We start from the raw sequence: 23,077 nt of genomic DNA on the forward strand, positions 1-23,077 counted from the left end.
CTGTAGCGGCCGACGCAGTTAACGAGCAGTTAACGCGACCGCGCCATGCTGGCGTTATCCCGTTCCAGAGTGCCTCGGCATCATGCGCGCGCCCGATCTCGTCATTGCCATCCTCGTGATCGTCGGCTGCGCGCTGGTGGCGGCGTTCCTCCAGCAGCGCGAGGTGCGGGAAGGCATGGCCGTGGCGGTGGACGGCGACACGCTGGACATGGGCGGCACCCGCATCCGCCTCGCCGGCATCGATGCGCCGGAGCTGCGGCAGGAGTGCACGCGGGAGCGGCGCCCGTGGCCGTGCGGCCTGGCGGCGCGCAGTGCCCTCGCCCGGCTGGCCGAGCAGGGGCAGGTGCGCTGCGCGGGGCGGCAGACCGACCCCTACGGGCGACTGGTGGCCCAGTGTTCCGTGGGCGACATCGACCTGTCCGACTTCATGGTGCGCGAGGGCTTTGCGCTGGCCTATCGCGGGCGCGACTACGCGGGCGCGGAAGCCGAGGCGCAGGCGTCGCGCCGCGGCATCTGGGCCGGCACCTTCCAGAAGCCGGCGGACTTCCGCGCCGACCATCCGGTCCTGCACTGAGCGCAGGCCGGCCCGGCGCCCTCCGCCCGGCCGGGCCATCGACCCTTGCGTCCGCTGCGCCGGCATGGTCTTTCGCGGGCAAAAGACACGGGAAGACCGAGGAGACGGCAAGGCCATGAAGCTCTATGACGCGGGACGGGCGCCGAACCCCCGTCGTGTTCGCATCTTCCTCGCGGAGAAGGGCATCACCGTCCCGCTGGAGCCGGTCGACCTCGCCAAGCTGGAGCACAAGGGGGAGGCGTTCACCCGCGTCAACCCGCGCCAGCGCGTGCCGGCCCTCGAGCTCGACGACGGGACCGTGATCTGCGAGACCATGGCCATCTGCCGCTATTTCGAGGCGCTCCAGCCCGAACCCAACCTGTTCGGCCGCACCCCGCTGGAGCAGGCCCAGGTGGAAATGTGGCAGCGCCGGGTGGAGCTGGATCTGTTCTATCCGGTGATGATGGTGCTGCGGCACCTGAACCCGGCCATGGCCCAGATGGAGGTGCCGCAGGTGCCCGAATGGGGCGAGGCCAACAAGCCCAAGGTGCTGGCCTTCCTCGAATATCTCGACCTGGAGCTGGCCGAGCGCGGCTATGTGGCGGGCGACCGCTTCACCGTGGCCGACATCACCGCTTTGGTGGCCATCGACTTCCTGAAGGTGATCCGCGCCGAGGTGCCGGCCGGCCATACCCATCTCCTGCGCTGGCGCGACGTGGTCTCCCAGCGGCCGAGCATGAAGGCCTGACGCGATGAAGCTGAAAGTGGTGGGGTGCGGCGACGCCTTCGGCGCCGGCGGGCGGGGCAACAGCTGCTATCGCATCGCCGCGGCGGGGCTGGTGGCCACGTTCGACTTCGGCGCCAGCGCGCTCGTCAACTTCAACCGGTTCGCCCTCGATTCCGCCGACATCGACATCATTTTCCTCAGCCACCTGCACGGGGACCATTTCGCCGGCATCCCCTTCCTGCTGCTGGACGGGCAGTTCGTGCGGCGGCGCCGGAAGCCGCTCCTCGTCGTCGGCCCGCCCGGCACGCGGGCGCGCATCGACGCCGCCATGGAGGTGCTGTTCCCGCGCATGGGCGAGAATGCGTGGTGGTTCGACTGGCGGGTGGAGGAGGTGGAGCCCGGCTCCACCTCGGCATTCGGCCCCTTCACCCTCACGACGGCGACGGTGATCCATTCCTCGGGAGCCCCCTCCACGGCGCTGCGCCTGACCGACGGCGCGCGCACGCTCGCCTTCTCCGGCGACACCGAATGGACCGATGCGCTCCTGCCCATCGCCGGCGGCGCCGACCTCTTCATCTGCGAGAGCTTCATGTTCGACGGCGCGCCGGTGGGCCACATGGCCTACCGCACCATCGAGCGCCGGCGCGCCGACCTCAACGCCGGGCGCATCCTCCTCACCCACATGGGCGACGACATGTGGGCGCGGCGCGGCGAGGTGGATGCCGCCCATTTCATCGTGGCCGAGGATGGACTCGAGCTCGACATCTGATCTCGACGCGCTCGTCGCGCGCATCCGCGCCTGCCGGCTGTGCGTGGAGGCGCCGCGCGGCGCGCCCCTGCCGCATGCCCCGCGGCCGGTGCTGCGCGTGTCCGCCTCCGCCGCCATCCTGGTGGCGAGCCAGGCGCCGGGCACCAGGGTGCACGCCAGCGGCCTGCCCTTCACCGACGCTTCCGGCGATCGCCTGCGCGCCTGGATGGGGGTGAGCAAGGAGGAGTTCTACGACACCGCCCGCGTCGCCATCGCCCCCATGGGCTTCTGCTTTCCCGGGCAGGATGCGGCGGGCGGCGACCTGCCGCCCCGGCGGGAATGCGTCGCCACCTGGCACGACGCTCTGTTCGCCGCGCTGCCGCCGTTCCGGCTCATCCTCGCCGTGGGGCGGCCGGCGCAGGCCTATCACCTCGCCCGCCTCGGCCTGCGGGAGGCGCTCGCGCCCAGCCTGACGCAGACGGTGGCGAACTGGGAGGGCGTGCGCGCCGCCGGCCTCGCCCGCCCCGATCCGGTGGCGGTCTACACCCTGCCGCACCCCTCCTGGCGGAACACCGGCTGGCTGAAGAAGAACCCCTTCTTCGAGCGGGACCTTCTGCCGCAGCTGAAGGCCGACATCGCCCGCGCGCTCGGACGCTGAGGGCAGGCCTGCCGCAGGCTTGGGCAGGCAAGGAATGGCCGTGGCGGAGGGGGGCGTGGTTGCCCAAGCTTTAATCAGCGCCCATATGTCGGGCTTTGAACTTGCGCCGCGCCATGCGAATCAGAAGGTAACTTCGAGCAATTCCAGCCCGGCGCCGCGCCAGCCCCGAAACGCGCGCCGGCGGGGGAGTGAGAGACGATGACCGACACAGCCGAACTGACCGAAGACCTGGTGCGCTCCGCCCTCGCCAAGGTGCGCACGCCGGAAGGCGTGGCGCTTTCCGTCTCCCCGGCGCTCACCGGCGTGGTGGTCACCTCGGGCAAGGTCTATCTCTCCATCAATGTGGAGCCGGCGCAGGCGCGGGCCTGGGAGGACGTGCGCATCGCCGCCGAGAGCGCGGTGAAGGCGCTGCCGGGCGTCGCCTCGGCCCTGGTGGCCCTGACCGCCGAGCGCAAGGTGGCCCCTGCCGCGCCCGCCGGCCACGGACATGGCCATGGAGCGCCGGCGCCCTCGCGGGCCATCTCGGTGCCGGGCGTCGCCTCCATCATCGCCGTGGCCTCCGGCAAGGGGGGCGTGGGCAAGTCCACCACCTCCATCAATCTGGCGCTGGCGCTGCGGGACCTCGGTCTCAAGGTCGGCCTGCTGGACGCCGACATCTACGGCCCCTCGGTGCCGCGCCTCACCGGCGTCGCCCAGAAGCCGGAGACGACCCCTGACGGCAAGACCATGATCCCGCTGGAGAACTTCGGGCTCCAGCTGATGTCCATCGGCTTCCTCGTGGAGGAGGACACGCCGATGATCTGGCGCGGGCCCATGGTCATGTCCGCCATTTCGCAGATGCTGAAGGAAGTGAAGTGGGGCCCCCTCGACGTGCTGGTGGTGGACATGCCCCCCGGCACCGGCGACGCCCAGCTCACCATGGCCCAGCAGGTGAACCTCGCCGGCGCGGTCATCGTCTCCACCCCGCAGGACCTCGCCCTCATCGATGCGCGGCGCGGCGTCGCCATGTTCGAGCGGGTGAACGTGCCGATCCTCGGGGTGGTGGAGAACATGGCCTATTTCGTCTGCCCCCACTGCGGCGGACGCTCGGACATCTTCGGCCACGGCGGTGCCCATGCGGAGGCCGACAAGATGGGCGTGCCCTTCCTCGGCGAGATTCCGCTGCACATGCGCATCCGCGAGATGTCCGACGCGGGCCTGCCCATCGTCGTCTCCGATCCCGCGAGCCCCCAGGCGGACGCCTATCGCCACGTGGCCCGGGGCGTGAAGGCGGCGCTGGAGCGCGCCACCGCCTCCAGCCGCCAGGCGCCGAAGATCGTCATCGAGTAGCAGCTGCGCGGGCGCCGGCGCCAGATTTTCCGGTGCGGCGCGGCAGGCTTTCCTGCGGAAATGTCAAAAACGCGTGCGGTGGCGACGGTACCTGTCGCTGCGGCAATCTTTTGCGCTGCACGCACGCTTCCCAGCATCAACCCGGCCCTCTAGAAGGGATTTATGACGGCCCGCGCGCGGGACCGCATCGATAAGACGTCTGGGGAGCCATTCATGAAACGCCGTGATTTCCTGACTGCCGCCGGCGCCGGTGTCGCCGCTTCCGCCGCCGTGGCCATGCCGGCCGTCGCCCAGTCGGCGCCGGACGTGAAATGGCGCTGTACCTCCTCCTTCCCGAAGTCCCTCGACACCATCTTCGGGGCGGGCGAGCTGATGGCGCGCACGGTCTCCGAGATCACCAGCGGCAAGTTCCAGATCCAGGTGTTCGCGGCGGGCGAGATCGTCCCCGGGCTGCAGGCGCTGGACGCCACCCAGAACAACACCGTGGAGATGTGCCACTCCGCGTCCTATTACTATGTGGGCAAGGACCCCACCTTCGCGCTCGGCACCGCCGTTCCGTTCGGCCTCAACACCCGCATGATGAATGCGTGGTTCGAGTTCGGAAACGGCCTCAAGCTCATGAATGAATTCTACAAGAAGTACGGCGTGGTGATGATGCCGGGCGGCAACACCGGCGGCCAGATGGGGGGCTGGTTCCGCAAGGAGATCAGGTCCGCCGCCGATCTCAAGGGCCTCAAGATGCGCATCGCCGGCATGGGCGGGCAGGTGATGGCCCGCCTCGGCGTGGTGCCGCAGCAGCTCGCCGGCGGCGACATCTACCCGGCGCTGGAGAAGGGCACCATCGATGCCGCCGAGTGGGTCGGCCCGTATGACGACGAGAAGCTGGGCCTCTACAAGGTGGCCCAGTATTATTACTTCCCCGGCTGGTGGGAGGGCTGCGCCGCCCTCAACTTCTTCGTGAACGAGGCCAGGTTCAACGAGCTGCCGAAGCCGTACCAGGCCGCCCTCGTCACCGCCATGGCCCGCGCCAACGAGAGCATGCTGGCGAGCTACGACGCCAAGAATCCGGTGGCCATCCAGAGCCTCGTGAAGGCCGGCACCCAGCTGCGCCGCTATCCCGACGAGGTGATGGACGCCGCCTACAAGGAATCCTCCGCGCTCTACGAGGAAATCGGCGCGAAGAACCCCGATTTCAAGAAGATCTACGAGGACATGAAGGCGTTCCGCGGCGAGGCCTACCAATGGTGGCAGGTGGTGGAATACACCTACGACAATTTCATGATCCGCGCCCGCAACCGCGGCTGATGCCGAAGGCCCGTCAGCGCGCCTCAGACGAAGCCCCGGAGCGATGCTCCGGGGCTTTTTCTTCGGCGCGCCGATCTGGTCGCACCGCGCTCAGATCGGATGACGCATGCTCTTTCTTCACGCCCGGAGGGTGATCCCTCAGCGGGCCGCGCCCGCGTCGCCTGGATGCGGCCGCCCTCCTGCGCTGACGCCGGGCCCAGCTGGAATGGCCGCCGCGCGCGGGGGTGGCGAGCTTGAGGACCGTCCTTCCGCGCTCCTTCCGTCGGGTGCATGTGCCGGGGGCGACCCGTGCCGGCGCGGTCTTGCGGCCGCGCGAAAGGGCCGGCGGCCCGCTGCGCCTGCGTGGACGGGGGCGCATGCGTTGCAATTTCAGGCGCGTGCTCTAGTGTCCGCCCGCCCGCGGCGGCCTCCTGCCGGCGGGCGCGAGTTGCTGCGAGCGGATGATGATCGACCCCACCCTGCCGGCCCACATGCGGCCAGACCGTTCCTTCCAGGCCCTGCTGCTGACCCTTCAGCGCTTCTGGGCGGACCAGGGCTGCGTGGTGCTCCAGCCCTACGACATGGAAGTGGGCGCCGGCACCTTCCACCCGGCCACGACGCTGCGCGCGCTCGGCCCGCGGCACTGGAAGGCGGCCTACGTGCAGCCCTCCCGCCGGCCGAAGGATGGCCGCTATGGCGAGAACCCCAACCGCCTCCAGCATTATTACCAGTTCCAGGTGATCCTGAAGCCCTCGCCGGAGAACCTTCAGGAGCTGTACCTGAAGTCCCTGGAAGCCATCGGCGTGGACCTGAAGCTGCACGACGTGCGCTTCGTGGAGGACGACTGGGAGAGCCCCACCCTCGGCGCCTGGGGGCTCGGCTGGGAATGCTGGTGCGACGGCATGGAGGTGTCGCAATTCACCTATTTCCAGCAGGTGGCGGGCTTCGAGTGCGCGCCCGTGTCGGGCGAGCTCACCTATGGCCTGGAACGCCTCGCCATGTATGTGCAGGGGGTTGAGAACGTCTACGACCTCAACTTCAACGGCCGCGAGGGGGCCGAGAAGACCACCTATGGCGATGTCTTCCTCCAGGCGGAGCAGGAATATTCCCGGCACAATTTCGAGGCCGCGGACACGGAGATGCTGTTCGCCCAGTTCCGCATGGCGGAGGCCGCCTGCCACAAGTATCTCGCCGCCGGCGACAAGGGCGAGAAGCACGAGATGGCGCTGCCGGCCTATGACCAGTGCATCAAGGCGTCCCACGTCTTCAACCTGCTCGACGCCCGCGGCGTGATCTCGGTGACCGAGCGGCAGAGCTACATCCTCAGGGTGCGCGAGCTGGCCAAGGCCTGCGGCGCCGCCTGGCTGAAGACCGCCGCCGGCGGCGCGGCCTGAGGCGGCGGAGCTCCTGTCATGACCGGCGGGGCGGGGGAGGCCGCGGCGATCGCGCCCAGCTCCCCGCCGTCCGCCGGGGGTGACCCGCTTGCGCGGGAGACCTCACCCCGGGCACCGCTCCGCATCATGGCGGCAGGCGCCATCGGCAACCTGCTCGAATGGTACGATTTCGCCGCCTACGGCTTCCTCGCCGCCACCTTCGCCCGCAACTTCTTTCCCGGCACCGATCCGCTCGCGGCGCAGCTCTCCGCCTTCGGGGTATTCGCAGCCTCTTTCCTCATGCGCCCGGTGGGCGCCGTGGTGATGGGCCATGTGGGCGACCGGCACGGGCGGGGGCGGGCGCTGCTCCTCTCCGTGGTGCTGATGACGCTCTCCACGGTGGGCATCGGCCTGCTGCCCACCCATGCGACGGCAGGGGCGCTCGCCCCCGTTCTGCTCCTGCTGCTGCGCCTCATGCAGGGCGTGGCGGTGGGCGGCGAATACACCACCTCCGCTGTCTTCCTCGCCGAGAATGCCCCGCCCGAGCGACGCGGGTTCGTCACCGCCCTTGCCATGGCCGGGTGCCAGGGCGGCACGCTCCTGGGCTCGGGGGTCGGGGCGCTCACTGTCTTTCTGCTGCCGCCGGATGCGCTCCTCGCCTTCGGCTGGCGCATCCCCTTCCTGCTCGGGGCGGTGCTCGGGATTGTCGCCTTCGTGCTGAGGCGCTCCGCCAGCGAGACGCCGCGCGCTGCATTCGGTCGCCCGCCGCTGGCGCGGGCGATCCGCGAGGCGGGCGGAAACATCCTGCGCGCCGCGGCCGTGACCTTCCTGATGGGCGCCGATTTCTATCTCCTGTTCGTCTATCTCCCCACCTATCTGGAGCAGGTGGCGGCGCTGCCGCCGGCCCGGGCGCTCGCCTTCAACACCGCGAGCATGCTGGTGCTGGTGGCCGGCGTGCTGTTCTGGTCCGCGCTGTCCGACCGCATCGGGCGCAAGCGTGTCGCCGGCCTCGGCCTCGGCGCGCTGATCGTCTGCGTCTGGCCCCTGTTCCTGCTGCTGCGGTCCGGCGAGCCGGCGGTCGTGCTCGCGGCGCAGATGGGCCTTGCCGTGATCGTCTCGGCGGCGAGCAGCCCTATGCCCGCCTTCCTCGCCGAGCTGTTCGAGGCGCCGGTGCGCTGCACGGCCATGGCCATCAGCTGGAACCTCGCCATCGGCATCTCCGGCGGCACGGCGCCGATGATCGCCACCTATTTCGTGACGGGCCTCGACGCCCCGATGGCGCCGGCCGTGCACCTGATGGGGCTGGCGGCGATCGCCGCCCTCGCGCTCTGGAGCATGCCGGAACGGCGCGGCCGGGCGCTGGACGCGCCGGCGGAAAGCCCGTAACCCTCAGGCTCTCTGGCTGGGGGTGGGCATGAGCGGCATGGTGGGCACCGATGTGGCGGGCGGCCTTTCCGGGGGCGCCGGGGCCGTGCCGCGCGACGGCCTTTCTTCCCGCCTCTCGCCCCGGCTGATGGTCGCCGGCACGCTCGGCAACGTGCTGGAATGGTACGACTTCGCGGTCTACGGCTTCCTTGCCGGGGTGTTCGCCAAGACCTTCTTTCCGGACTCGAGCCCGGTGGCGGCCATGCTCTCCGTGTTCGGGGTGTTCGCCGCCTCCTTCCTCATGCGTCCGCTCGGCTCGGTCCTGTTCGGCCATCTGGGCGACCGCTACGGGCGGCGGGCGGCGCTGCTCACCTCCGCCGGGCTCATGAGCCTGTCCACGGTGGCGGTGGGCCTCCTGCCCACCTACGAGACGGCAGGGGCGCTGGCTCCGGCCCTGTTGTTGCTGTTGCGCCTCGCGCAGGGGCTCTCCGTGGGCGGGGAATACATGACCTCCGCCATCTTCCTGGCGGAGAACGCGCCGGTGCGCCGGCGCGGGGCGGTTACCTCCCTCGTCATCGTCGGCTGCAACGGCGGCATGCTGCTCGGCTCCGCCGTGGGCGCCCTGGTCTCGGGCCTGCTCTCCACGGAGCAGCTGTTCGCCTGGGGCTGGCGGCTGCCCTTCCTGCTGGGGGTGCTGCTGGGCGGCTTTGCCCTGGTCCTGCGCCGGGCGGTGGCGGACGAGCCGCCGCCAGAGAAGACCCCCGGGCTGCCCCTCGTCCTCGCCTTCCGCGAGGACTGGCGGGACATGCTGCGCGCCATCCTCATGACCTTCGTGGTGGGCGTCGCCTTCTACCTCGTCTTCGTCTATCTCGTGACCTGGCTCCAGCAGGCGGACCATTTCCCCCGCCACGTGGCGCTGGAGCTGAACACCGTCAGCATGGCGGTGGTGATGCTGGCCTGCCTCGGCTTCGCGGCTTTGTCCGACCGCATCGGCCGGCGGGGGCTGGTGGTGGCGGGCTTCGGCTGCCTCGCCCTCTTCTCCTGGCCCCTGTTCCTGCTGTTGCGGTCGGGCGACCCGACCCTGGCGCTGCTCGGCCAATTGGGCTTCGCGGTGATCGTTTCCCTGTATGGCGGGCCCATCGCCGTGGCGCTGGTGGAGATGTTCCCCCGCCACACCCGTTGCACGGCCGTGGGGCTCAGCTGGAACGTGGGCCTCGGCATCGGCGGCGGCGCGGCGCCCATGGTGTCGGTGATGCTGGTGAGCCTGACGGGAAATGCCATGGCGCCGGCCTTCTACCTCATCGTCATGGGCGTGGTCGCCTTCCTCGCCGCGCTCACCCTGCGGGAAACCCGTGGCCGCCCGCTCTGACGCAGCGTCAGACACCGCCTCTCGACGTGGTGGCCGAAAGGCACTAGCAACACAGCCGAACCTTCACCCCGGCGCGCCCGCGCCAGCCTCCCGTCCGGGAGGGCGAGCCCGAAACGATGCCTGACCTTCTGCTCGAACTCTTCTCCGAGGAAATCCCCGCCCGCATGCAGGCCCAGGCGGCCGACGCGCTCAAGAAGCTCGTCACCGACGCCCTGGTGGAGCGCGGCCTGCTCTACGAGGGCGCCAAGGCCTTCGTGACGCCGCGCCGGCTGGCGCTGGCGGTGCACGGCCTGCCGGGCCGGCAGGCGGACCAGAAGGAGGAGAAGAAGGGCCCCCGCGTCGGCGCCCCCGAGGCCGCCGTCGCCGGCTTCCTGAAGAGCGCGGGCCTTTCCTCGCTCGACCTGGCCACCATCCAGACCGACCCCAAGAAGGGCGATTTCTACGTGGCCGTGGTGGAAAAGCCCGGCCGCTCGACGCCCGAGGTGATCGCCGAGATCGTGCCGGCCGTCATCCGCGCCTTCCCCTGGCCGAAGTCCATGCGCTGGGGCACGGGCACGCTGCGCTGGGTGCGTCCGCTGCATTCCATCGTCTGCACCTTCGGGGCGGAAGGGGACGAGCCGGAGGTCGTGACGTTCGAAGTGGAGGGCATCCGCTCGTCCAACGTCACCCGCGGCCACCGCTTCCTGGCGCCGGAGCCCTTCACTGTGAAGCGGCTGGACGACTGGATGGCGAAGCTGGAGGCCGCCAGGGTGGTGGCCGACCGCGACCGCCGCAAGGACATCATCCTCAACGACGCCAAGGATCTGGCGCTTGCCGCCGGCCTGGAGCTGGTGGAGGACGAGGGGCTGCTGGAGGAGGTGGCCGGCCTCGTGGAATGGCCCGTGGTGCTCATGGGATCGTTCGAGGAGCGCTTCCTCGACATTCCCGACGAGGTGATCCGCGCCACCATCCGCGCCAACCAGAAGTGCTTCGTGCTGAAGGACCCGAAGACCGGGCGCCTCGCCAACCGCTTCCTGCTCATCTCCAACCTCGTCGCCACCGATGGCGGCACGGCCATCGTGGCGGGCAACGAGCGGGTCATCCGCGCCCGGCTCTCCGACGCCAAGTTCTTCTGGGACACGGACCGGGAGAACGGGCTCGAGATCAACATGCCCAAGTTCCAGTCCATCACCTTCCACGAGAAGCTGGGCTCGCAGGCGGACCGCATCGAGCGCATCCGCCGCCTCGCGGTGGAGCTGGCGCCGAAGGTGGGCGCCGAGCCGGCGCTCGCCGAGGACGCGGCCCTCATCTGCAAGGCCGACCTGCTGACCGAGGTGGTGGGCGAGTTTCCCGAGCTGCAGGGCCTCATGGGCCGCTATTATGCGCAGGGCGAAGGCCTCGCGCCCGAGGTCGCCGCCGCCTGCGAGGACCACTACAAGCCCCAGGGCCCGGGCGACCGGGTGCCCACCGCCCCCGTCTCCGTGGCCGTGGCGCTGGCGGACAAGATCGACACGCTGGTGGGCTTCTGGGCCATCGACGAGAAGCCGACCGGCTCGAAGGACCCCTATGCGCTGCGCCGGGCGGCGCTGGGGGTGATCCGGATCATTCTGGAGAACGGGCTGCGGTTGCACCTGTCCGAGGTCATCACTGCCGCAGCTGCGGGCAGCGGATTGCCCGATGGCGCCGGCGCGTGGCAGGCCGACCTCCTCGCCTTCTTCGCCGACCGCCTGAAGGTGTACCTGCGGGACCGCGGCGCCCGGCATGACCTTGTGGATGCGGTGTTTGCCCTCGAAGGGCAGGACGACCTGCTCCTCGTGGTCCGCCGGGTGGAGGCGCTCGGCCGCTTCCTCGACACGGAGGACGGCAGGACCCTGCTCGCCGGCTATCGCCGCGCGGTGAACATCCTGCGCATCGAGGAGAAGAAGGACGGCCGGGCCTTCAACGGCCCCACCAGCGCCGCGCTTCTGAAGGAGCCGGCGGAGGAGCACCTCGCCGCCGCCATCGAGGACGTGAAGGGGCGGGTCGCCGCCGCCGTGCGGGCGGAGGACTATGAGGCCGCCATGACCGCCCTGGCGGACCTGCGCGGCCCCGTGGATGCCTTCTTCGACGCCGTCACAGTGAACGACGCCGACCCGGCCCTGCGCGAGAACCGCCTGAAGCTGCTGGACGAGATCCGCGCCGCCACCCGCGGCATCGCCGATTTCGACCGCATCGGCGGGTAGATCGGTACTTCGGGGGCACGCACCTTCGGTCCGCCCCGGAATGGGGGCGGACCCGTCGTCCATCCGGGAAATTTCGGTTAAGATCCAAGCGTCCACTGCGACCGGGATCGACTGCGACCTGGATCGGAGGTGTGAGATGAGCAATCGCGCTTGTGCTTGCCTGTTCATGCTTTTCGCCGTGACCTGCCCCGTGCCCGCCGCCTTTGCCCAGACCGACCCGGCGTTGATCTTTCGCCAGGCGATCGATGCGCGCAACCGCGGCGATCTCGAAGGATTGATGACGTTCTTCGCGCCGGATGCGGTGCGGGAAGACGCGTCGTGCAATCCCGCGTGCGTCGGCGAGGCTGCCGTCAGGCGCTCGTTTGAAAAGAACATCGCAGACCACTTTCAGGCGTCCCTCACCGTGGTGGAGGGCGCGGGCGACACCGTGACGGGGCGCGCGGAGGTTCGCAGCGACGCGCTGCGGGCCAACGGCGTGGACCATCGCATGGCGAGCTACACGATCAAGTTCAGGGCCGGCAGGATCGTGCTCTGGTCCTCGCCCCTGGCGGGCGGCCCGGCCGCGCCGAAGCCGTAAGCCGCGCCGGGGCGCGGGGCCGTCAGCCACGGCCCGCCTTGAGGTGCCGTCACATGAGGCGTCATAAATCGCCGCTGAACCGCCTGGCGCGATGGGGAGACCCCGTCTCAAATCAGCCAGAGAGAAGGGGTGGCTGGCGATCGCCACGCGAGGGGCGCGCCCGGGGCGAGCCTGTTTAAGTAGACGATATCCGTCATGACGCACCTTCTCCTTGCGCGTCCCGCGTACAATTCCTCCTCAAGCCTTGCCCAATTCGCATTTTGCGAAAAATACTCGCTGTCATTTACGTTTCAAAAACGCACTGTTCACGCGGCGTTAAGACAAGTAAAAATCCAGTTGTTCTCGTGCCTTAGCAAATTTTTCATTCGCGCCTGCCATCTTCTCTTGGGCTGAGATGAGTAACAGGTGCGTAGCAATGACCGATGCCTATCGGCCGCGGGTAAAATATGTAATCGGACCCGACGGCGGGCCGCTGACCATCGCCGATCTGCCGCCGCCGGATACCCGACGCTGGGTCATCCGCCGCAAGGCCGAGGTGGTCGCCGCCGTGCGCGGCGGGCTCCTGTCCCTGGAGGAAGCGTGCAAGCGCTATACGCTGACCGTGGACGAGTTCCTGTCCTGGCAGTCCTCCATCGACCGCCACGGCCTTCCCGGCCTCCGGACCACCCGCATCCAGCACTACCGGCAATAAGGCCACCGGGCCTGCGCCCGCCGCCGCCCGCGGGCTTTCCCCGCGGGGCGATGGGGCGGTGCGGCGGCCCTCAGGCCACCGCCGCAAGCTCCTCCGCGATGAAGCCGCACAGGGCCGCGCCGGCCTCCGCGGGCGTTCCCACATTCTCGATGGTGAGGTCGGGCGACACGTCCACCTCCGGGGCGCGGGTGAGGCGCTCCTCGATGTCGGCGGCGCTTTCGCGGCCGCGCGCGGCCAGCCGATGCGCCCGCACTGCGGCCGGCGCCGTCACATGCACCACCTTGACGCGGGCAAAGCGCGCCCGTGCCTCCGGCAGGGTGGCGCGGGAGCCGTTGGCCACCACCACGCCGCCGGCGGCGATGGTGTCCCGCACCTCCGGCCCCAGGGCATAGGCGAGGCCGTGCGCCCGCCAGCTGAGGGGAAAGCGCCCGGCGGCGCGGGCCGCCTCGAAGTCCCTTTCGCTCAGCGTGCCGTTGTCCTCCCCCGCGCCTGCCGGCCGGGTGACGAGGCGCCGGGCGAACAGCACGCGGGCCTCGCCGGCGAAGTTCGCGCGGGCGATGTCGAGGAGCGTGTCCTTGCCGGCGCCGGAGGGACCCACCACCAGCAGCAGGGTTCCCGGACCTGTCCTGTCCGCGCTCATGCCACGCGCCGCCCCTCGCGATAGGTGGCCCTGGCCACCGGGATCTCGCCGGCGAGGCCCACGCGCACCAGATCCGCCCGGCGGCCTTGCGCGATCTCGCCGCGATCGGCGAGGCCGGCCACTTCCGCCGGCGTCTTGGTGATCATGCGCACCGCCCGCGGCAGGCCGATGGACGGCACGCGCCGGGTGAGGTCGAAGGCGGCCCACAGCAGGGACGAGGGCACGTAGTCCGACGACAGGATGTCGAGCAGCCCGGCCCGCGCCAGCGCCTCGGCCGAGGCGTTGCCGGTGTGGGAGCCGCCGCGCACCAGGTTCGGCGCGCCCATCAGCACGCGGATGCCGGCCTCGTGGGAGAGCTTGGCGGCCTCCTCGGTGGTGGGGAACTCGGCGACGGCGACGCCGTCGCCGATGGCCTCCGCCACATGCTCGGGAGTGCCGTCGTCATGGCTCGCCACCACGCAGCCGTGGGCATGGGCGAGGGCCACGAGGCCGGCGCGGTTCTCCCGCGCGAAGCGGTGGTGGAACTCCAGCCGCGAGGTCACGATCACATCCATCTCCTCGGCCGAGATGCCGCTCTTCTTCATGTAATAGGAGCGGAACTGGTCGATGGTCGCAAACTGCCGCTGGCCGGGCGTGTGGTCCATGAGGGAGATCAGCTGCACGTCCGTCCGGTCGAGGATGGCGGCGGCGTCCTCCACCACCGTGTCGGTGGGCACCTCGCAGCGCAAATGGATGAGGTGGTCGGCGCGCAGGGCGCCGGCGGCGCGGGCTTCCTTCAGGGCGGCGATCAGCTGGGGCGCGTCGCCATCCATGCCCACCGCCTTCTTGTCCGGCCACACGCGCAGGCTGTCGAACACGGTGGTGATGCCGGAGGCGGCGATCTGCGCGTCATGGGCGAGCACGGCGGCCACCGGGTTCCAGCGCACCTTGGGCCGGGGGGCGAGATGGCCCTCCACATGGTCCGTATGCAGCTCCACCAGGCCGGGCAGCAGATAGTCGCCCTCAAGGTCCTCCGCGCCCGGCGGCACCGCTCCGGTGCCGATGGCGGCGATGGCGCCATCGCGCAGGGTCACGTGGCCGAGGATCACCTCGTCCGCGAGCACGAGGCGGGCATTGGCGAGCACCTGTTCGGTCATGGGGCGGATCCGGCTCTGTTCGATGAATTGGAGGGCGATGAGCGGTCAGGCGGAAAAGCGGGCGACGTCCACCACCCGGTCGGCCACCGCCTCGCGGGTCTCGGCATCGTGGAAGATGCCGAGCAACCCGCAGCCGGCCGCCTTCTTCTCATGGATGAGGTCGATGACCACCGCGCGGTTGGCGGCGTCCAGCGATGCGGTGGGCTCGTCCAGCAGCAGCAGCGGCTGGGCGCCGATGAAGCCGCGCGCCACGTTCACCCGCTGCTGCTCGCCGCCGGAGAAGGTGGCGGGCGGCAGCCCCCACAGCCGCTCCGGCAGGTTGAGGCGGGCGAGCAAAGCGGCGGCGCGGGCCTTCGCCTCCTCCTCGTTTACGCCCTCGGCACGCAGGGGCGCGGCCACCACGTCGAGGGCGCCGACGCGCGGGATCACACGCAGGAACTGGCTCACATAGCCCACCCGCTCCCGCCGCAGGCGCAGCATCCGCCGCGGCGCGGCGCCCGCCACCTCGGCGACGCCGTCCTCGTCCGCCATGCGCACGGAGCCGGCATCGATGCGGTAATTGCCGTAGACCATCTTGAGGATGGAGCTCTTGCCCGCCCCGGACGGGCCACCCAGGGCTACGCACTCGCCGGGGAACACCTCGAACGACACGGCCGACACCACCGGCAGCCGCACGCCGCCCTGGAGGTGCAGGGTGAAGCTCTTGGCGAGGTCTTCCACCACGAGGAGGGGGCGGTCGGGAGCGCTGGCGTCCCACGTGTCCCGGCCGAGTGACGGCGAAGCCGGAGCGCCGGGCCGGGATCCAACGCTAGACTTCTGCGCAGCAGGTGAATTCCAGGGACGCTGAGACATGGAAGCGCCTTCGGCGGACTCTTGCGCCGGGTCCCTGCTCGCGTTCCGCGCCAGCTCCGCTGGCGCTGCATTTGGCCGGGACACCGTGGAGGGGGGCGTATCGAACGTCGTCATGCGGCGAGCACCGAGGAGACGAGGAGCTGGGTGTAGGGCTCGCGCGGGTCGTCGAGCACCTGGTCGGTGAGGCCCTGTTCGATCACGCGGCCGGACTTCATCACCATGATGCGGTGGGAGAGCAGCCGCGCCACGGCGAGGTCGTGGGTGACGATCACCACCGCGAGGCCGAATTCCTCCACCAGCTGGCGGATGAGGTCCAGCAGACGCGCCTGCACCGACACGTCGAGGCCGCTCGTGGGCTCGTCCATGAAAACGAGGCGCGGGCGGGTGACGAGGTTGCGGGCGATCTGCAGGCGCTGGCGCATGCCGCCGGAGAACGTGCGCGGATCGTCGTCCATGCGCTCGGCGGCGATCTCCACCCGGCCCAGCCAGTCGGCGGCCTCCTGGCGGATGTTGCCATAGTGGCGCCAGCCCACCGCCATCAGCCGCTCGCCCACATTGCCGCCGGCCGAGACCGCCATGCGCAGGCCCTGCTCCGCATGCTGGCGCACGAAGCCCCAGTCGGTGCGCAGGAGCAGCCGGCGCTCGGCTTCGGTAAGGCCGGCGAGGTCGCGCAGCTCCCCGTCCCGCATGCGGTAGGAGACGCGCCCGGCGCTGGGGGAAAGCTCGGTGGAGAGGAGGCCCAGCAAGGTGGACTTGCCGGAGCCCGACTCGCCGACGATGGCCAGGACCTCGCCCGCGTGGAGGGTAAGGTCCACGTCGCGGCAGCCGAGGCGCGCGCCGTAGTATTTCGCGAGGCTCTCGGCGACGAGGAGGGGGGCGTCAGCGGGGGGCTCAGTCATGGCCGGCCTCGCTGTAGGGCGCGCTCATGGTGCCGGTGTGGCCCTCCGCCTGGCGGGTGGAGCAATGGTCCGTGTCGGAGCACACGAACATGCGGGAGCCCTTGTCGTCGAGGATCACCTCGTCGAGATAGACGCCCTCGGCGCCGCACAGGGCGCAGGGGTGCGTGAACGCCTGCACCCGGAACGGGTGGTCCTCGAAATCCAGCGACACCACCTGCGTGTGCGGCGGGATGGCATAGATGCGCTTCTCGCGCCCCGCGCCGAACAATTGCAGCGCCGGGCTGTCGTTCATCTTCGGATTGTCGAACTTGGGGATGGGGGAGGGGTCCATCACGTAGCGGCCCTGAACCTTCACCGGATAGGCGTAGGTGGTGGCGATGTGGCCGTGGCGGGCGATGTCCTCGTAGAGCTTCACCTGCATCAGGCCGTAGTCGGCCAGCGCGTGCAGGCGGCGCGTCTCGGTCTCGCGCGGCTCCAGGAAGCGCAGAGGCTCGGGGATCGGCACCTGGTAGACGATGACCTGCCCCGCCTTCAGCTGCGCCTCGGGAATGCGGTGGCGGGTCTGGATGACGCTCGCCTCCTGTGTGCGGGTGGTGGTGGCGACCCTGGCCGTGGTCTCGAAGAAGGTGCGGATGGCCACCGCATTGGTGGTGTCGTCCGAGCCCTGGTCGATCACCTTCAGCACGTCGTCGGCGCCGAGGATGGAGGCCGTCACCTGCACGCCGCCCGTGCCCCAGCCGTAGGGCATGGGCATCTCGCGGCTGGCGAAGGGCACCTGATAGCCGGGGATGGCGATGGCCTTCAGGATGGCCCGGCGGATCATCCGTTTCGTCTGTTCGTCCAGATAGGCGAAGTTGTAGGTGATGGCCGGCATGCCGGCGGCGGAATTGGCGATGGCGTTCATTCCGCGGCCTCCTGCCGAAGAGGCTCGGCCGTTTCGTCGTCCGGGCCCTCGGCCAGCTCCGCCCGCATGCGGCGGATGAGGTCCAGCTCGGCCTGGAAGTCCACGTAGTGGGGCAGCTTCAGGTGCTCCACGAAGCCGGTGGCCTGCACGTTGTCGCAATGGGAGAGGACGAATTCCTCGTCCTGCGCCGGCGCGCTCTTCTCCTCGCCCAGCTCGGCGAAGCGCAGTGCCCGGTCCACCAGCGCCATGGACATGGCCTTGCGCTCGCACTGGCCGAACACCAGGCCGTAGCCGCGGGTGAACTGCGGCGGCTGGGTGGCCGAGCCCCTGAACTGGTTCACGCTCTGGCACTCGGTGACGGCGATCTCGCCCAGCGGCACGGCAAAGCCCAGTTCCTCGGCATGGAGGCCCACCTCCACCGTGCCGAAGCGGATCTCGCCAACGAACGGGTGGGTGCGGGCGTAGCCGCGCTGGGTGGAATAGCCGAGCGACAGCAGGAAGCCCTCGTCGCCCCGCGCCAGCGCCTGCAGGCGCAGGGGCCGGTCGGCGGGGAAGGCGAGGGGCTCGCGGGTCAGGTCGCGCGGCGGCGTGCCGTCGTCCGCAGGGGCGGGCTCGATGAGGCCTTCGTCGCCCAAGAGGTCGGTGACGCGGGGCATGGGGGCCGCGGCGGGAGGCTCCGCCACCTCCGGCGGCGTGTCCGGCTGCGGGGCCGCCGGCGCGGTGGCGTCGGTCGCGCGGGTGGCCAGCCGCTCGTCCAGCAGGCGGTGGGTATAGTCGAAGGTGGGACCGAGCACCTGCCCGCCGGGCAGGTCCTTGAAGGTGGCCGAGATGCGCCGCTCCACCCGCATGGCGCCCGTGTCCACCGGCACCGTGGCGCCGAAGCGGGGCAAGGTGGTGCGGAAGGCGCGGGCGAGGAAGATCGCCTCGATGAGGTCGCCGCGCGCCTGCTTGATGGCCAGGGCCGCGAGCTCGCGGTCGTAAAGCGAGCCCTCCGCCATCACCCGGTCCACGGCGAGGCCGAGCTGCTCCGCAATCTGGTCCAGCCCGATCTCGGGCACAGAGTCATCGCCCCGCCGACGCTTCGCAAGGAGCGCATGGGCGTTGCGGATGGCAGCCTCGCCGCCTTTCACCGCCACGTACATGGGTCAATCCTCCGGGAATGGCATGACGCTGCGCGGCAGGCCGGCCACGGCCCCCGGCGCGATGAGGAAGAGGTCGACGCCGAGCGGATAGAGCATCCGGTTGGCGGCGAGCCGCCGGTCGAAATCTGCCGGCAAGGGCGCGGCAGCAAAGGCCCGCCGGCCCTTGATGCCGGGCCCCTCCAGCGCGAGCGCGCCCGCCCCCAGGGTCTCCACCTGCACGAGGAGGGTGGCCGAGCGGTCGGGATAGTCCGGCTCGCCCTGGGCGAAGGCGGAAAAATCCGCCAGCCCCGCCGGGTCGCCGATGAGGGCGAAGCGGGCGCCGGCCGGCTCCGCCGCGAGGGGCGCGCCGGTGTGGAAGCGCAGGAAGGCGGCCACCTGGGGATGCGCGGCCAGCGCCCTGTCGAGGAAGACCGGCGTCTCATAATCCAGCAGTGCGAGGGCCGCGGCCGCCATCTCCGGCGAGAGGGGGGCAGGGGGCGCAAGCTCGCTTGAAAGCGGCACCGGCAGGCCCGGCTGCGCCATGGCCCACATGAGGGCGGAAAAGGCGCGCTGGGCGTCGTGCACCGGGTCGGCGAAGCCGGCGGCGAGGGCGGTGGCGGGCGCAGCCATCAGTCCTCTCCGCGCGTCATGGTGAAGAAGTTGACCTTGGTGCCTTCGGTCTCGGCGGCCGCGGCGGCTTCCTCCGCGGCGAGGCGGCGGCGCACCGGGGCCAGCGCATCCTCCACCGCGAGGCGCAGGGCCGGCTCCTGCCAGAAGGCGTCGAGGGTGGCGGCGGCTTCCGCTTTCTCCGGCACGCGGCCCAGCATGTAGGAAATGCCGGTGGGCCCGCCCTCCACCTGCATGGCGGCGCGGGTCACGGTGGTTTCCCCCAGATTGAAGGGCGCGCCGTCGCCGCCGGTGCGGCCCTGCACCATGGCGAGCCCGACCTCGGAGGGGCGCAGCCTCTTCAGTGGCGGGAAGGGGCGGAAGCGTTCCACCGCCGCCTCCAGCTCCTTGCGGGTGGCGCGGGCGAACAGGGCCATCATGGCTTGGCGCTGGGTGGTCTCGGTGGCGGGCGCGCCGGGGGCGGGCGGTGCCGGGGGCTGTCCTGAGGAAGGGGCGTCGGGCAACATGCTTGCCTCGAAGGCTGGTGCCGGGCGGGTGCAGGCACGCGGTGACCGCTTGCGGAGCCCGTGGCTCTGCTGGACATGATTTGTATAATAGTCTATACAAATATGCAAGACGGCTTGGCCGTCACGGGGGCGAAAAATGTCGGGAACGCCGCGCAGTTTCTCCGCGAAGGGTCACAAGGCGATGACGGACGTCCCGGACGGCGCCGGGGAAACCGCGCCGGCGGAGGGGCGGGTCGCGCGCGGCAGTGGCGTGACCCTCTGGCGGCAGATCGCCGAGACCCTGGCGCAGGAGATGCAGTCCGGCGCCCTGAAGCCGGGCGCGCGCCTGCCGGTGGAGGCGGAGCTGGCCGAGCGCTTCGGGGTGAACCGCCACACCCTGCGCCGCGCGTTGGCGCATCTGGCGGAACAGGGCCTGATCGAGGCGACGGCGGGGCGCGGCACCTTCGTGAAGGAGCCGCCCCTGCGCTACCCCATCGGCGCGCGCACGCGCTTCTCGGAGATCGTGACGGCGGGCGGGCGCGAGCCGTTCGGCCGCTACCTCGGCTCCTCGGTGGAGCCGGCCTGCCCGGACGTGGCGCGCGAGCTTGCCATCCCCGAGGGGACGCCGGTGCTGCGCATCGAGACCACCCACGAGGCGGACGGCGTGCCCATCTCCTGCGGCACCGCCTGGTTTCCCCATGCGCGCTGCCGCGACCTCGACCTCATCTATGCGGCCACCGGCTCGCTGACGCGGGCGCTGGCCACCCTCGGCATCGAGGATTTCCGCCGGCGCGAGACGCGCATCACCGCCCGCCCCGCCAACCCGCGGGAGATGGAGATCCTCTCGCTGGCGCCCGGCCGCGCGGTGATGGTGCTGGAGCGCCTCGACGTGGACGCGAGCGGCACGCCCCTGCAATGGGGCCGCTCCTCCTTCGCCGCCGACCGCGTGCAGCTGGTGCTCAAGCCATAGGCAATTCCACTGCGTGCGCAGCGGCCTTCCGCCAGGAGTTGCGCAGGAACAAACGGATCGGGCATTTCCGGTGAACCGGGGCTTGCCGGAAATGCTCTGGTGCCGCCGGTCCCGAGGCGGTCGTTCAGGACCCGGACACAGCAGGAGAGGCTCTATGGCCCGCATCGACGACGAGGGCGCGCTGCGCCGCATCTATGGCCAGGCGAACGGGCGGAGCGTGGACAAGCAGCTCGACCGGCTCGATGCCCATTGCCGGCGCTTCATCGCCCTCAGCCCGTTCGTGCTCATCGCCACCGCCGATGCCACGGGCGCGACGGACGTCTCCCCCCGCGGCGACACGCCGGGTTTCGTCGCCGCCACCGAACGCGAGCTGCTGATCCCCGACCGGCCGGGCAACAACCGGCTCGACTCCCTGTGCAACATCCTCGCGAACGGGCAGGTGGGCCTGCTCTTCCTCATCCCCGGCGTGGACGAGACTCTGCGCGTCAACGGCCGTGCCGCCATCCACGACGACGCGGATCTGGCGGCGCGCTTCGCCGTCGCAGGCAAGGTCCCGCGCACGGTTTTGAAGGTCGAGGTGGAGGAGGCGTATCTCCACTGCGCCAAGGCTTTCATGCGCTCCCGCCTGTGGGATCCGGATGCGCAGCTGGAGCGCTCGGCGCTGCCCACCATGGGGGAGATGCTGCGCGACCAGATCGCCGCCAAGAAAGGGAGCGGCAGCCCGGCCGAGGCGGAGAGCCAGGAGGCGATGGTCGCCCGCTATCGCGGCATCCTCTACTGAGGCCTCGGGGCCGGCCGTTCCCCGATCGCTGCGCGGGCCTCAGGGCTCCAGGCGCGCCCGCCCGATGATGGAGAAGCGCAGGCGCGAGGAGATGAAGTCGATCACCGCCACCATCACCAGCATCATCAGGATGAGGAAGGACACCTTCTGCCATTCCAGCACGCGGATCTGCTCCGCGAGGTGGAGGCCGAGGCCGCCCGCCCCGACGATGCCCACGATGGTGGACTGCCGCGCATTGGATTCGAAGTAATAGAGCAGCTGGCTCGCCAGCACCGGGAGCACCTGCGGCAGCATGCCGAAGCGCACCGCCTCCACCTGCGAGCCGCCGGTGGAGGTGACGCCTTCCACGGGCTTGCGGTCCAGCGCCTCCACCGCCTCGGAGAACAATTTGCCCAGCTCGCCGAAGCTGGCGGTGGCGATGGCGAGGATGCCGGCGAACGGGCCGAGGCCCACCACCGTCACATAGATCAGCGCCCAGATGAGGCGGTCGATCCCGCGCACCGTGTCCAGCACGCGCCGCACGGCGAAATGGGCGAAGATGTTGGGGATCACGTTCTTGGCCGCGAGGAAGCCGAACGGGAAGGCGAGGATCGCTCCGCCCAGCGTGCCGAGGAAGGCGATGGCCAGCGTCTCGCCCAGCGCGTGCATGTAGAGCGGCAGCTGCGTGCCGGGGTTCGGCGGCAGCATCAGCGTCACGAAATGCCCGAGCTGGACGATGCCCGAGCCAATGCGGTCGAAATTGAAGCCGAGCCGCCAGAAGCCGAACAGGGCGATGCCAGCCGCGGCGGCGATGAGGAGCAGCGTCCGCATCCGCTCGCCCGGCGCGCCGGAGAGGGCGGCCGGATGGGCGCTCGCGAGCCGCGCGCGGTCCTCGGGGGAAAGGGTGATGCGCGCCCGGTTCATTGCCGCGCCTCCCATCCGATGAGGCGGTGGCGCACCTGCTCCGTCACGAGGTCGATGACCACCACCGCGGCGATGATGAGGATGAGGATGGCCGACACGTCCGAGTAATAGAACTTGCGGATGGCCTCCACGAGGTCCTGGCCGATGCCGCCCGCGCCCACGAAACCCATGATGGAGGCCTCGCGCACGTTGATCTCGAAGCGGAGCAGCCCGTAGGACGCGAAGTTGGAGGTGACCTGCGGCACCACGGCGAAGCGCACCATCTGCGCCCAGGAGCCGCCCGAGGCGACGGCCCCGTCCACCGGCTTCATGTCGATGTTCTCGACCACCTCCGCGAACAGCTTGCCCAGCGCCCCCATGGTGTGGATGGCGAGCGCCAGCACGCCGGGCATGGGCCCGAGGCCGAAGGCCACCACGAACAGCAGCGCGAACACCAGCTCCGGCACCGTGCGGCAGAATTCCAGGAAGCGGCGGGCGGCAATGCGGATGAATGGGTTCTTCACCAGGTTGGCGCTGGCGAGGAAGCAGAGGAGAAAGGCGCCGATGCCGCCGAGCAGCGTGCCGAGATAGGCGATGAGGATGGTGTCGAGGAGCAGCGCCAGCCAGTGGTCGAGGTTCCAGTACCATTCGGACAGGTCCGCCCACAGGCTCGACCAGCGCAGGGTGGGCGTGATGCTCCAGAAATAGTTGGTGAGGCGCCCCGCATTGGCGATGAGGACCGCCGGCTTCACCTCGCCCATCCATGAGGAGAGGGCGATGCACAGGAGCACCACGGCGGCCACGATGAAGGTGTGGCGCCGCCGCGCCTGCACCGCCGCCTCGTAGCGGGCGATCAGGGGCGCGAGCTGCTCGTCGGGCAGGCGGGCGATGGCGTGGGACACGGG

24 protein-coding genes are annotated in these 23,077 nt (G+C 70.4%); 14 read left to right on the forward strand and 10 right to left on the reverse strand.

Features of this window, described 5'->3' with window-relative positions:
• Positions 1 to 82 precede the first annotated feature (82 nt).
• The 12 genes from V5F59_RS00675 to sciP all read left to right on the forward strand — a co-directional run bounded on the left by V5F59_RS00675 (position 83) and on the right by sciP (position 12,875).
• Positions 83 to 574 (forward strand): thermonuclease family protein, encoded by a 492-nt coding sequence (locus V5F59_RS00675; protein WP_393979367.1) that lies wholly within the window; start codon positions 83 to 85, stop codon positions 572 to 574.
• A 115-nt stretch (positions 575 to 689) separates the two neighbouring features.
• Positions 690 to 1,301 carry a glutathione S-transferase family protein gene (locus tag V5F59_RS00680; protein WP_393979369.1) on the forward strand — a complete coding sequence of 204 codons (612 nt, stop codon included), beginning with the start codon at positions 690 to 692 and terminating at the stop codon, positions 1,299 to 1,301.
• 4 nt (positions 1,302 to 1,305) lie between these two features.
• Positions 1,306 to 2,049: an MBL fold metallo-hydrolase gene (locus tag V5F59_RS00685; RefSeq protein ID WP_393979371.1), complete on the forward strand. Its 744-nt coding sequence runs from the start codon at positions 1,306 to 1,308 to the stop codon at positions 2,047 to 2,049.
• A complete protein-coding gene (locus V5F59_RS00690; protein ID WP_393979373.1) occupies positions 2,027 to 2,686 on the forward strand; it encodes a uracil-DNA glycosylase family protein in 660 nt (219 codons plus the stop codon). The genes V5F59_RS00685 and V5F59_RS00690 overlap by 23 nt, the downstream gene beginning before the upstream one ends.
• A gap of 198 nt (positions 2,687 to 2,884) precedes the next feature.
• Positions 2,885 to 4,015 (forward strand): iron-sulfur cluster carrier protein ApbC, encoded by a 1,131-nt coding sequence (apbC, locus tag V5F59_RS00695; RefSeq protein WP_393979374.1) that lies wholly within the window; start codon positions 2,885 to 2,887, stop codon positions 4,013 to 4,015.
• Between the two features lie 213 nt (positions 4,016 to 4,228).
• A complete protein-coding gene (locus tag V5F59_RS00700; protein WP_393979376.1) occupies positions 4,229 to 5,320 on the forward strand; it encodes a TRAP transporter substrate-binding protein in 1,092 nt (363 codons plus the stop codon).
• Positions 5,321 to 5,766: 446 nt separating this feature from the next.
• Complete coding sequence (locus tag V5F59_RS00705) at positions 5,767 to 6,693, forward strand: glycine--tRNA ligase subunit alpha (RefSeq protein ID WP_393979767.1); 927 nt, start codon at positions 5,767 to 5,769, stop codon at positions 6,691 to 6,693.
• An 18-nt stretch (positions 6,694 to 6,711) separates the two neighbouring features.
• Entirely contained in the window at positions 6,712 to 8,058 is a 1,347-nt protein-coding gene (locus V5F59_RS00710) for an MFS transporter (RefSeq protein ID WP_393979378.1), read from the forward strand.
• Between the two features lie 28 nt (positions 8,059 to 8,086).
• Positions 8,087 to 9,406, forward strand: a complete 1,320-nt coding sequence (locus V5F59_RS00715) for an MFS transporter (RefSeq protein ID WP_393979380.1) — start codon at positions 8,087 to 8,089, stop codon at positions 9,404 to 9,406.
• A gap of 116 nt (positions 9,407 to 9,522) precedes the next feature.
• Positions 9,523 to 11,607 carry a glycine--tRNA ligase subunit beta gene (glyS, locus tag V5F59_RS00720; RefSeq protein ID WP_393979382.1) on the forward strand — a complete coding sequence of 695 codons (2,085 nt, stop codon included), beginning with the start codon at positions 9,523 to 9,525 and terminating at the stop codon, positions 11,605 to 11,607.
• Between the two features lie 136 nt (positions 11,608 to 11,743).
• Positions 11,744 to 12,184, forward strand: a complete 441-nt coding sequence (locus V5F59_RS00725) for a nuclear transport factor 2 family protein (RefSeq protein WP_393979384.1) — start codon at positions 11,744 to 11,746, stop codon at positions 12,182 to 12,184.
• A 415-nt stretch (positions 12,185 to 12,599) separates the two neighbouring features.
• A complete protein-coding gene (gene sciP, locus V5F59_RS00730; RefSeq protein WP_203194441.1) occupies positions 12,600 to 12,875 on the forward strand; it encodes a CtrA inhibitor SciP in 276 nt (91 codons plus the stop codon).
• A gap of 70 nt (positions 12,876 to 12,945) precedes the next feature.
• Here the strand turns inward: sciP and phnN are convergent, their stop codons facing one another.
• From phnN to phnG, 8 genes are all read right to left on the reverse strand, one after another.
• Complete coding sequence (gene phnN, locus V5F59_RS00735; RefSeq protein WP_393979387.1) at positions 12,946 to 13,515, reverse strand: phosphonate metabolism protein/1,5-bisphosphokinase (PRPP-forming) PhnN; 570 nt, start codon at positions 13,513 to 13,515, stop codon at positions 12,946 to 12,948.
• Positions 13,512 to 14,651 carry an alpha-D-ribose 1-methylphosphonate 5-triphosphate diphosphatase gene (locus V5F59_RS00740; RefSeq protein WP_393979389.1) on the reverse strand — a complete coding sequence of 380 codons (1,140 nt, stop codon included), beginning with the start codon at positions 14,649 to 14,651 and terminating at the stop codon, positions 13,512 to 13,514. The genes phnN and V5F59_RS00740 overlap by 4 nt, the downstream gene beginning before the upstream one ends.
• 45 nt (positions 14,652 to 14,696) lie before the next feature.
• Entirely contained in the window at positions 14,697 to 15,374 is a 678-nt protein-coding gene (phnL, locus tag V5F59_RS00745) for a phosphonate C-P lyase system protein PhnL (protein WP_509211151.1), read from the reverse strand.
• A gap of 239 nt (positions 15,375 to 15,613) precedes the next feature.
• Positions 15,614 to 16,402 (reverse strand): phosphonate C-P lyase system protein PhnK, encoded by a 789-nt coding sequence (gene phnK, locus V5F59_RS00750; protein WP_393979393.1) that lies wholly within the window; start codon positions 16,400 to 16,402, stop codon positions 15,614 to 15,616.
• Positions 16,395 to 17,276 carry an alpha-D-ribose 1-methylphosphonate 5-phosphate C-P-lyase PhnJ gene (locus tag V5F59_RS00755; protein ID WP_393979769.1) on the reverse strand — a complete coding sequence of 294 codons (882 nt, stop codon included), beginning with the start codon at positions 17,274 to 17,276 and terminating at the stop codon, positions 16,395 to 16,397. Before V5F59_RS00755 ends, phnK begins: the two co-directional genes overlap by 8 nt.
• Before the next feature lie 26 nt (positions 17,277 to 17,302).
• Positions 17,303 to 18,448: a carbon-phosphorus lyase complex subunit gene (locus tag V5F59_RS00760; RefSeq protein ID WP_393979395.1), complete on the reverse strand. Its 1,146-nt coding sequence runs from the start codon at positions 18,446 to 18,448 to the stop codon at positions 17,303 to 17,305.
• A 3-nt stretch (positions 18,449 to 18,451) separates the two neighbouring features.
• Complete coding sequence (gene phnH, locus V5F59_RS00765; protein WP_393979397.1) at positions 18,452 to 19,057, reverse strand: phosphonate C-P lyase system protein PhnH; 606 nt, start codon at positions 19,055 to 19,057, stop codon at positions 18,452 to 18,454.
• Positions 19,057 to 19,560: a phosphonate C-P lyase system protein PhnG gene (gene phnG / locus V5F59_RS00770; protein WP_393979399.1), complete on the reverse strand. Its 504-nt coding sequence runs from the start codon at positions 19,558 to 19,560 to the stop codon at positions 19,057 to 19,059. Before phnG ends, phnH begins: the two co-directional genes overlap by 1 nt.
• Before the next feature lie 181 nt (positions 19,561 to 19,741).
• On the opposite strand from phnG, the gene phnF reads away from it, so the two are divergent.
• Together phnF and V5F59_RS00780 are read left to right on the forward strand one after the other, a co-directional pair.
• Positions 19,742 to 20,509, forward strand: a complete 768-nt coding sequence (gene phnF / locus V5F59_RS00775) for a phosphonate metabolism transcriptional regulator PhnF (RefSeq protein ID WP_393979401.1) — start codon at positions 19,742 to 19,744, stop codon at positions 20,507 to 20,509.
• A gap of 154 nt (positions 20,510 to 20,663) precedes the next feature.
• Positions 20,664 to 21,290 carry a pyridoxamine 5'-phosphate oxidase family protein gene (locus tag V5F59_RS00780; protein WP_393979403.1) on the forward strand — a complete coding sequence of 209 codons (627 nt, stop codon included), beginning with the start codon at positions 20,664 to 20,666 and terminating at the stop codon, positions 21,288 to 21,290.
• Between the two features lie 39 nt (positions 21,291 to 21,329).
• Here the strand turns inward: V5F59_RS00780 and phnE (V5F59_RS00785) are convergent, their stop codons facing one another.
• Together phnE (V5F59_RS00785) and phnE (V5F59_RS00790) are read right to left on the reverse strand one after the other, a co-directional pair.
• Positions 21,330 to 22,193 (reverse strand): phosphonate ABC transporter, permease protein PhnE, encoded by an 864-nt coding sequence (phnE, locus tag V5F59_RS00785; RefSeq protein ID WP_393979405.1) that lies wholly within the window; start codon positions 22,191 to 22,193, stop codon positions 21,330 to 21,332.
• A complete protein-coding gene (gene phnE / locus V5F59_RS00790) occupies positions 22,190 to 23,074 on the reverse strand; it encodes a phosphonate ABC transporter, permease protein PhnE (protein WP_393979407.1) in 885 nt (294 codons plus the stop codon). Before phnE (V5F59_RS00790) ends, phnE (V5F59_RS00785) begins: the two co-directional genes overlap by 4 nt.
• Positions 23,075 to 23,077: the final 3 nt, after the last annotated feature.

The organism is Xanthobacter nonsaccharivorans, assembly GCF_043194755.2.
Taxonomy (GTDB): Bacteria; Pseudomonadota; Alphaproteobacteria; order Rhizobiales; family Xanthobacteraceae; genus Xanthobacter; species Xanthobacter autotrophicus_G.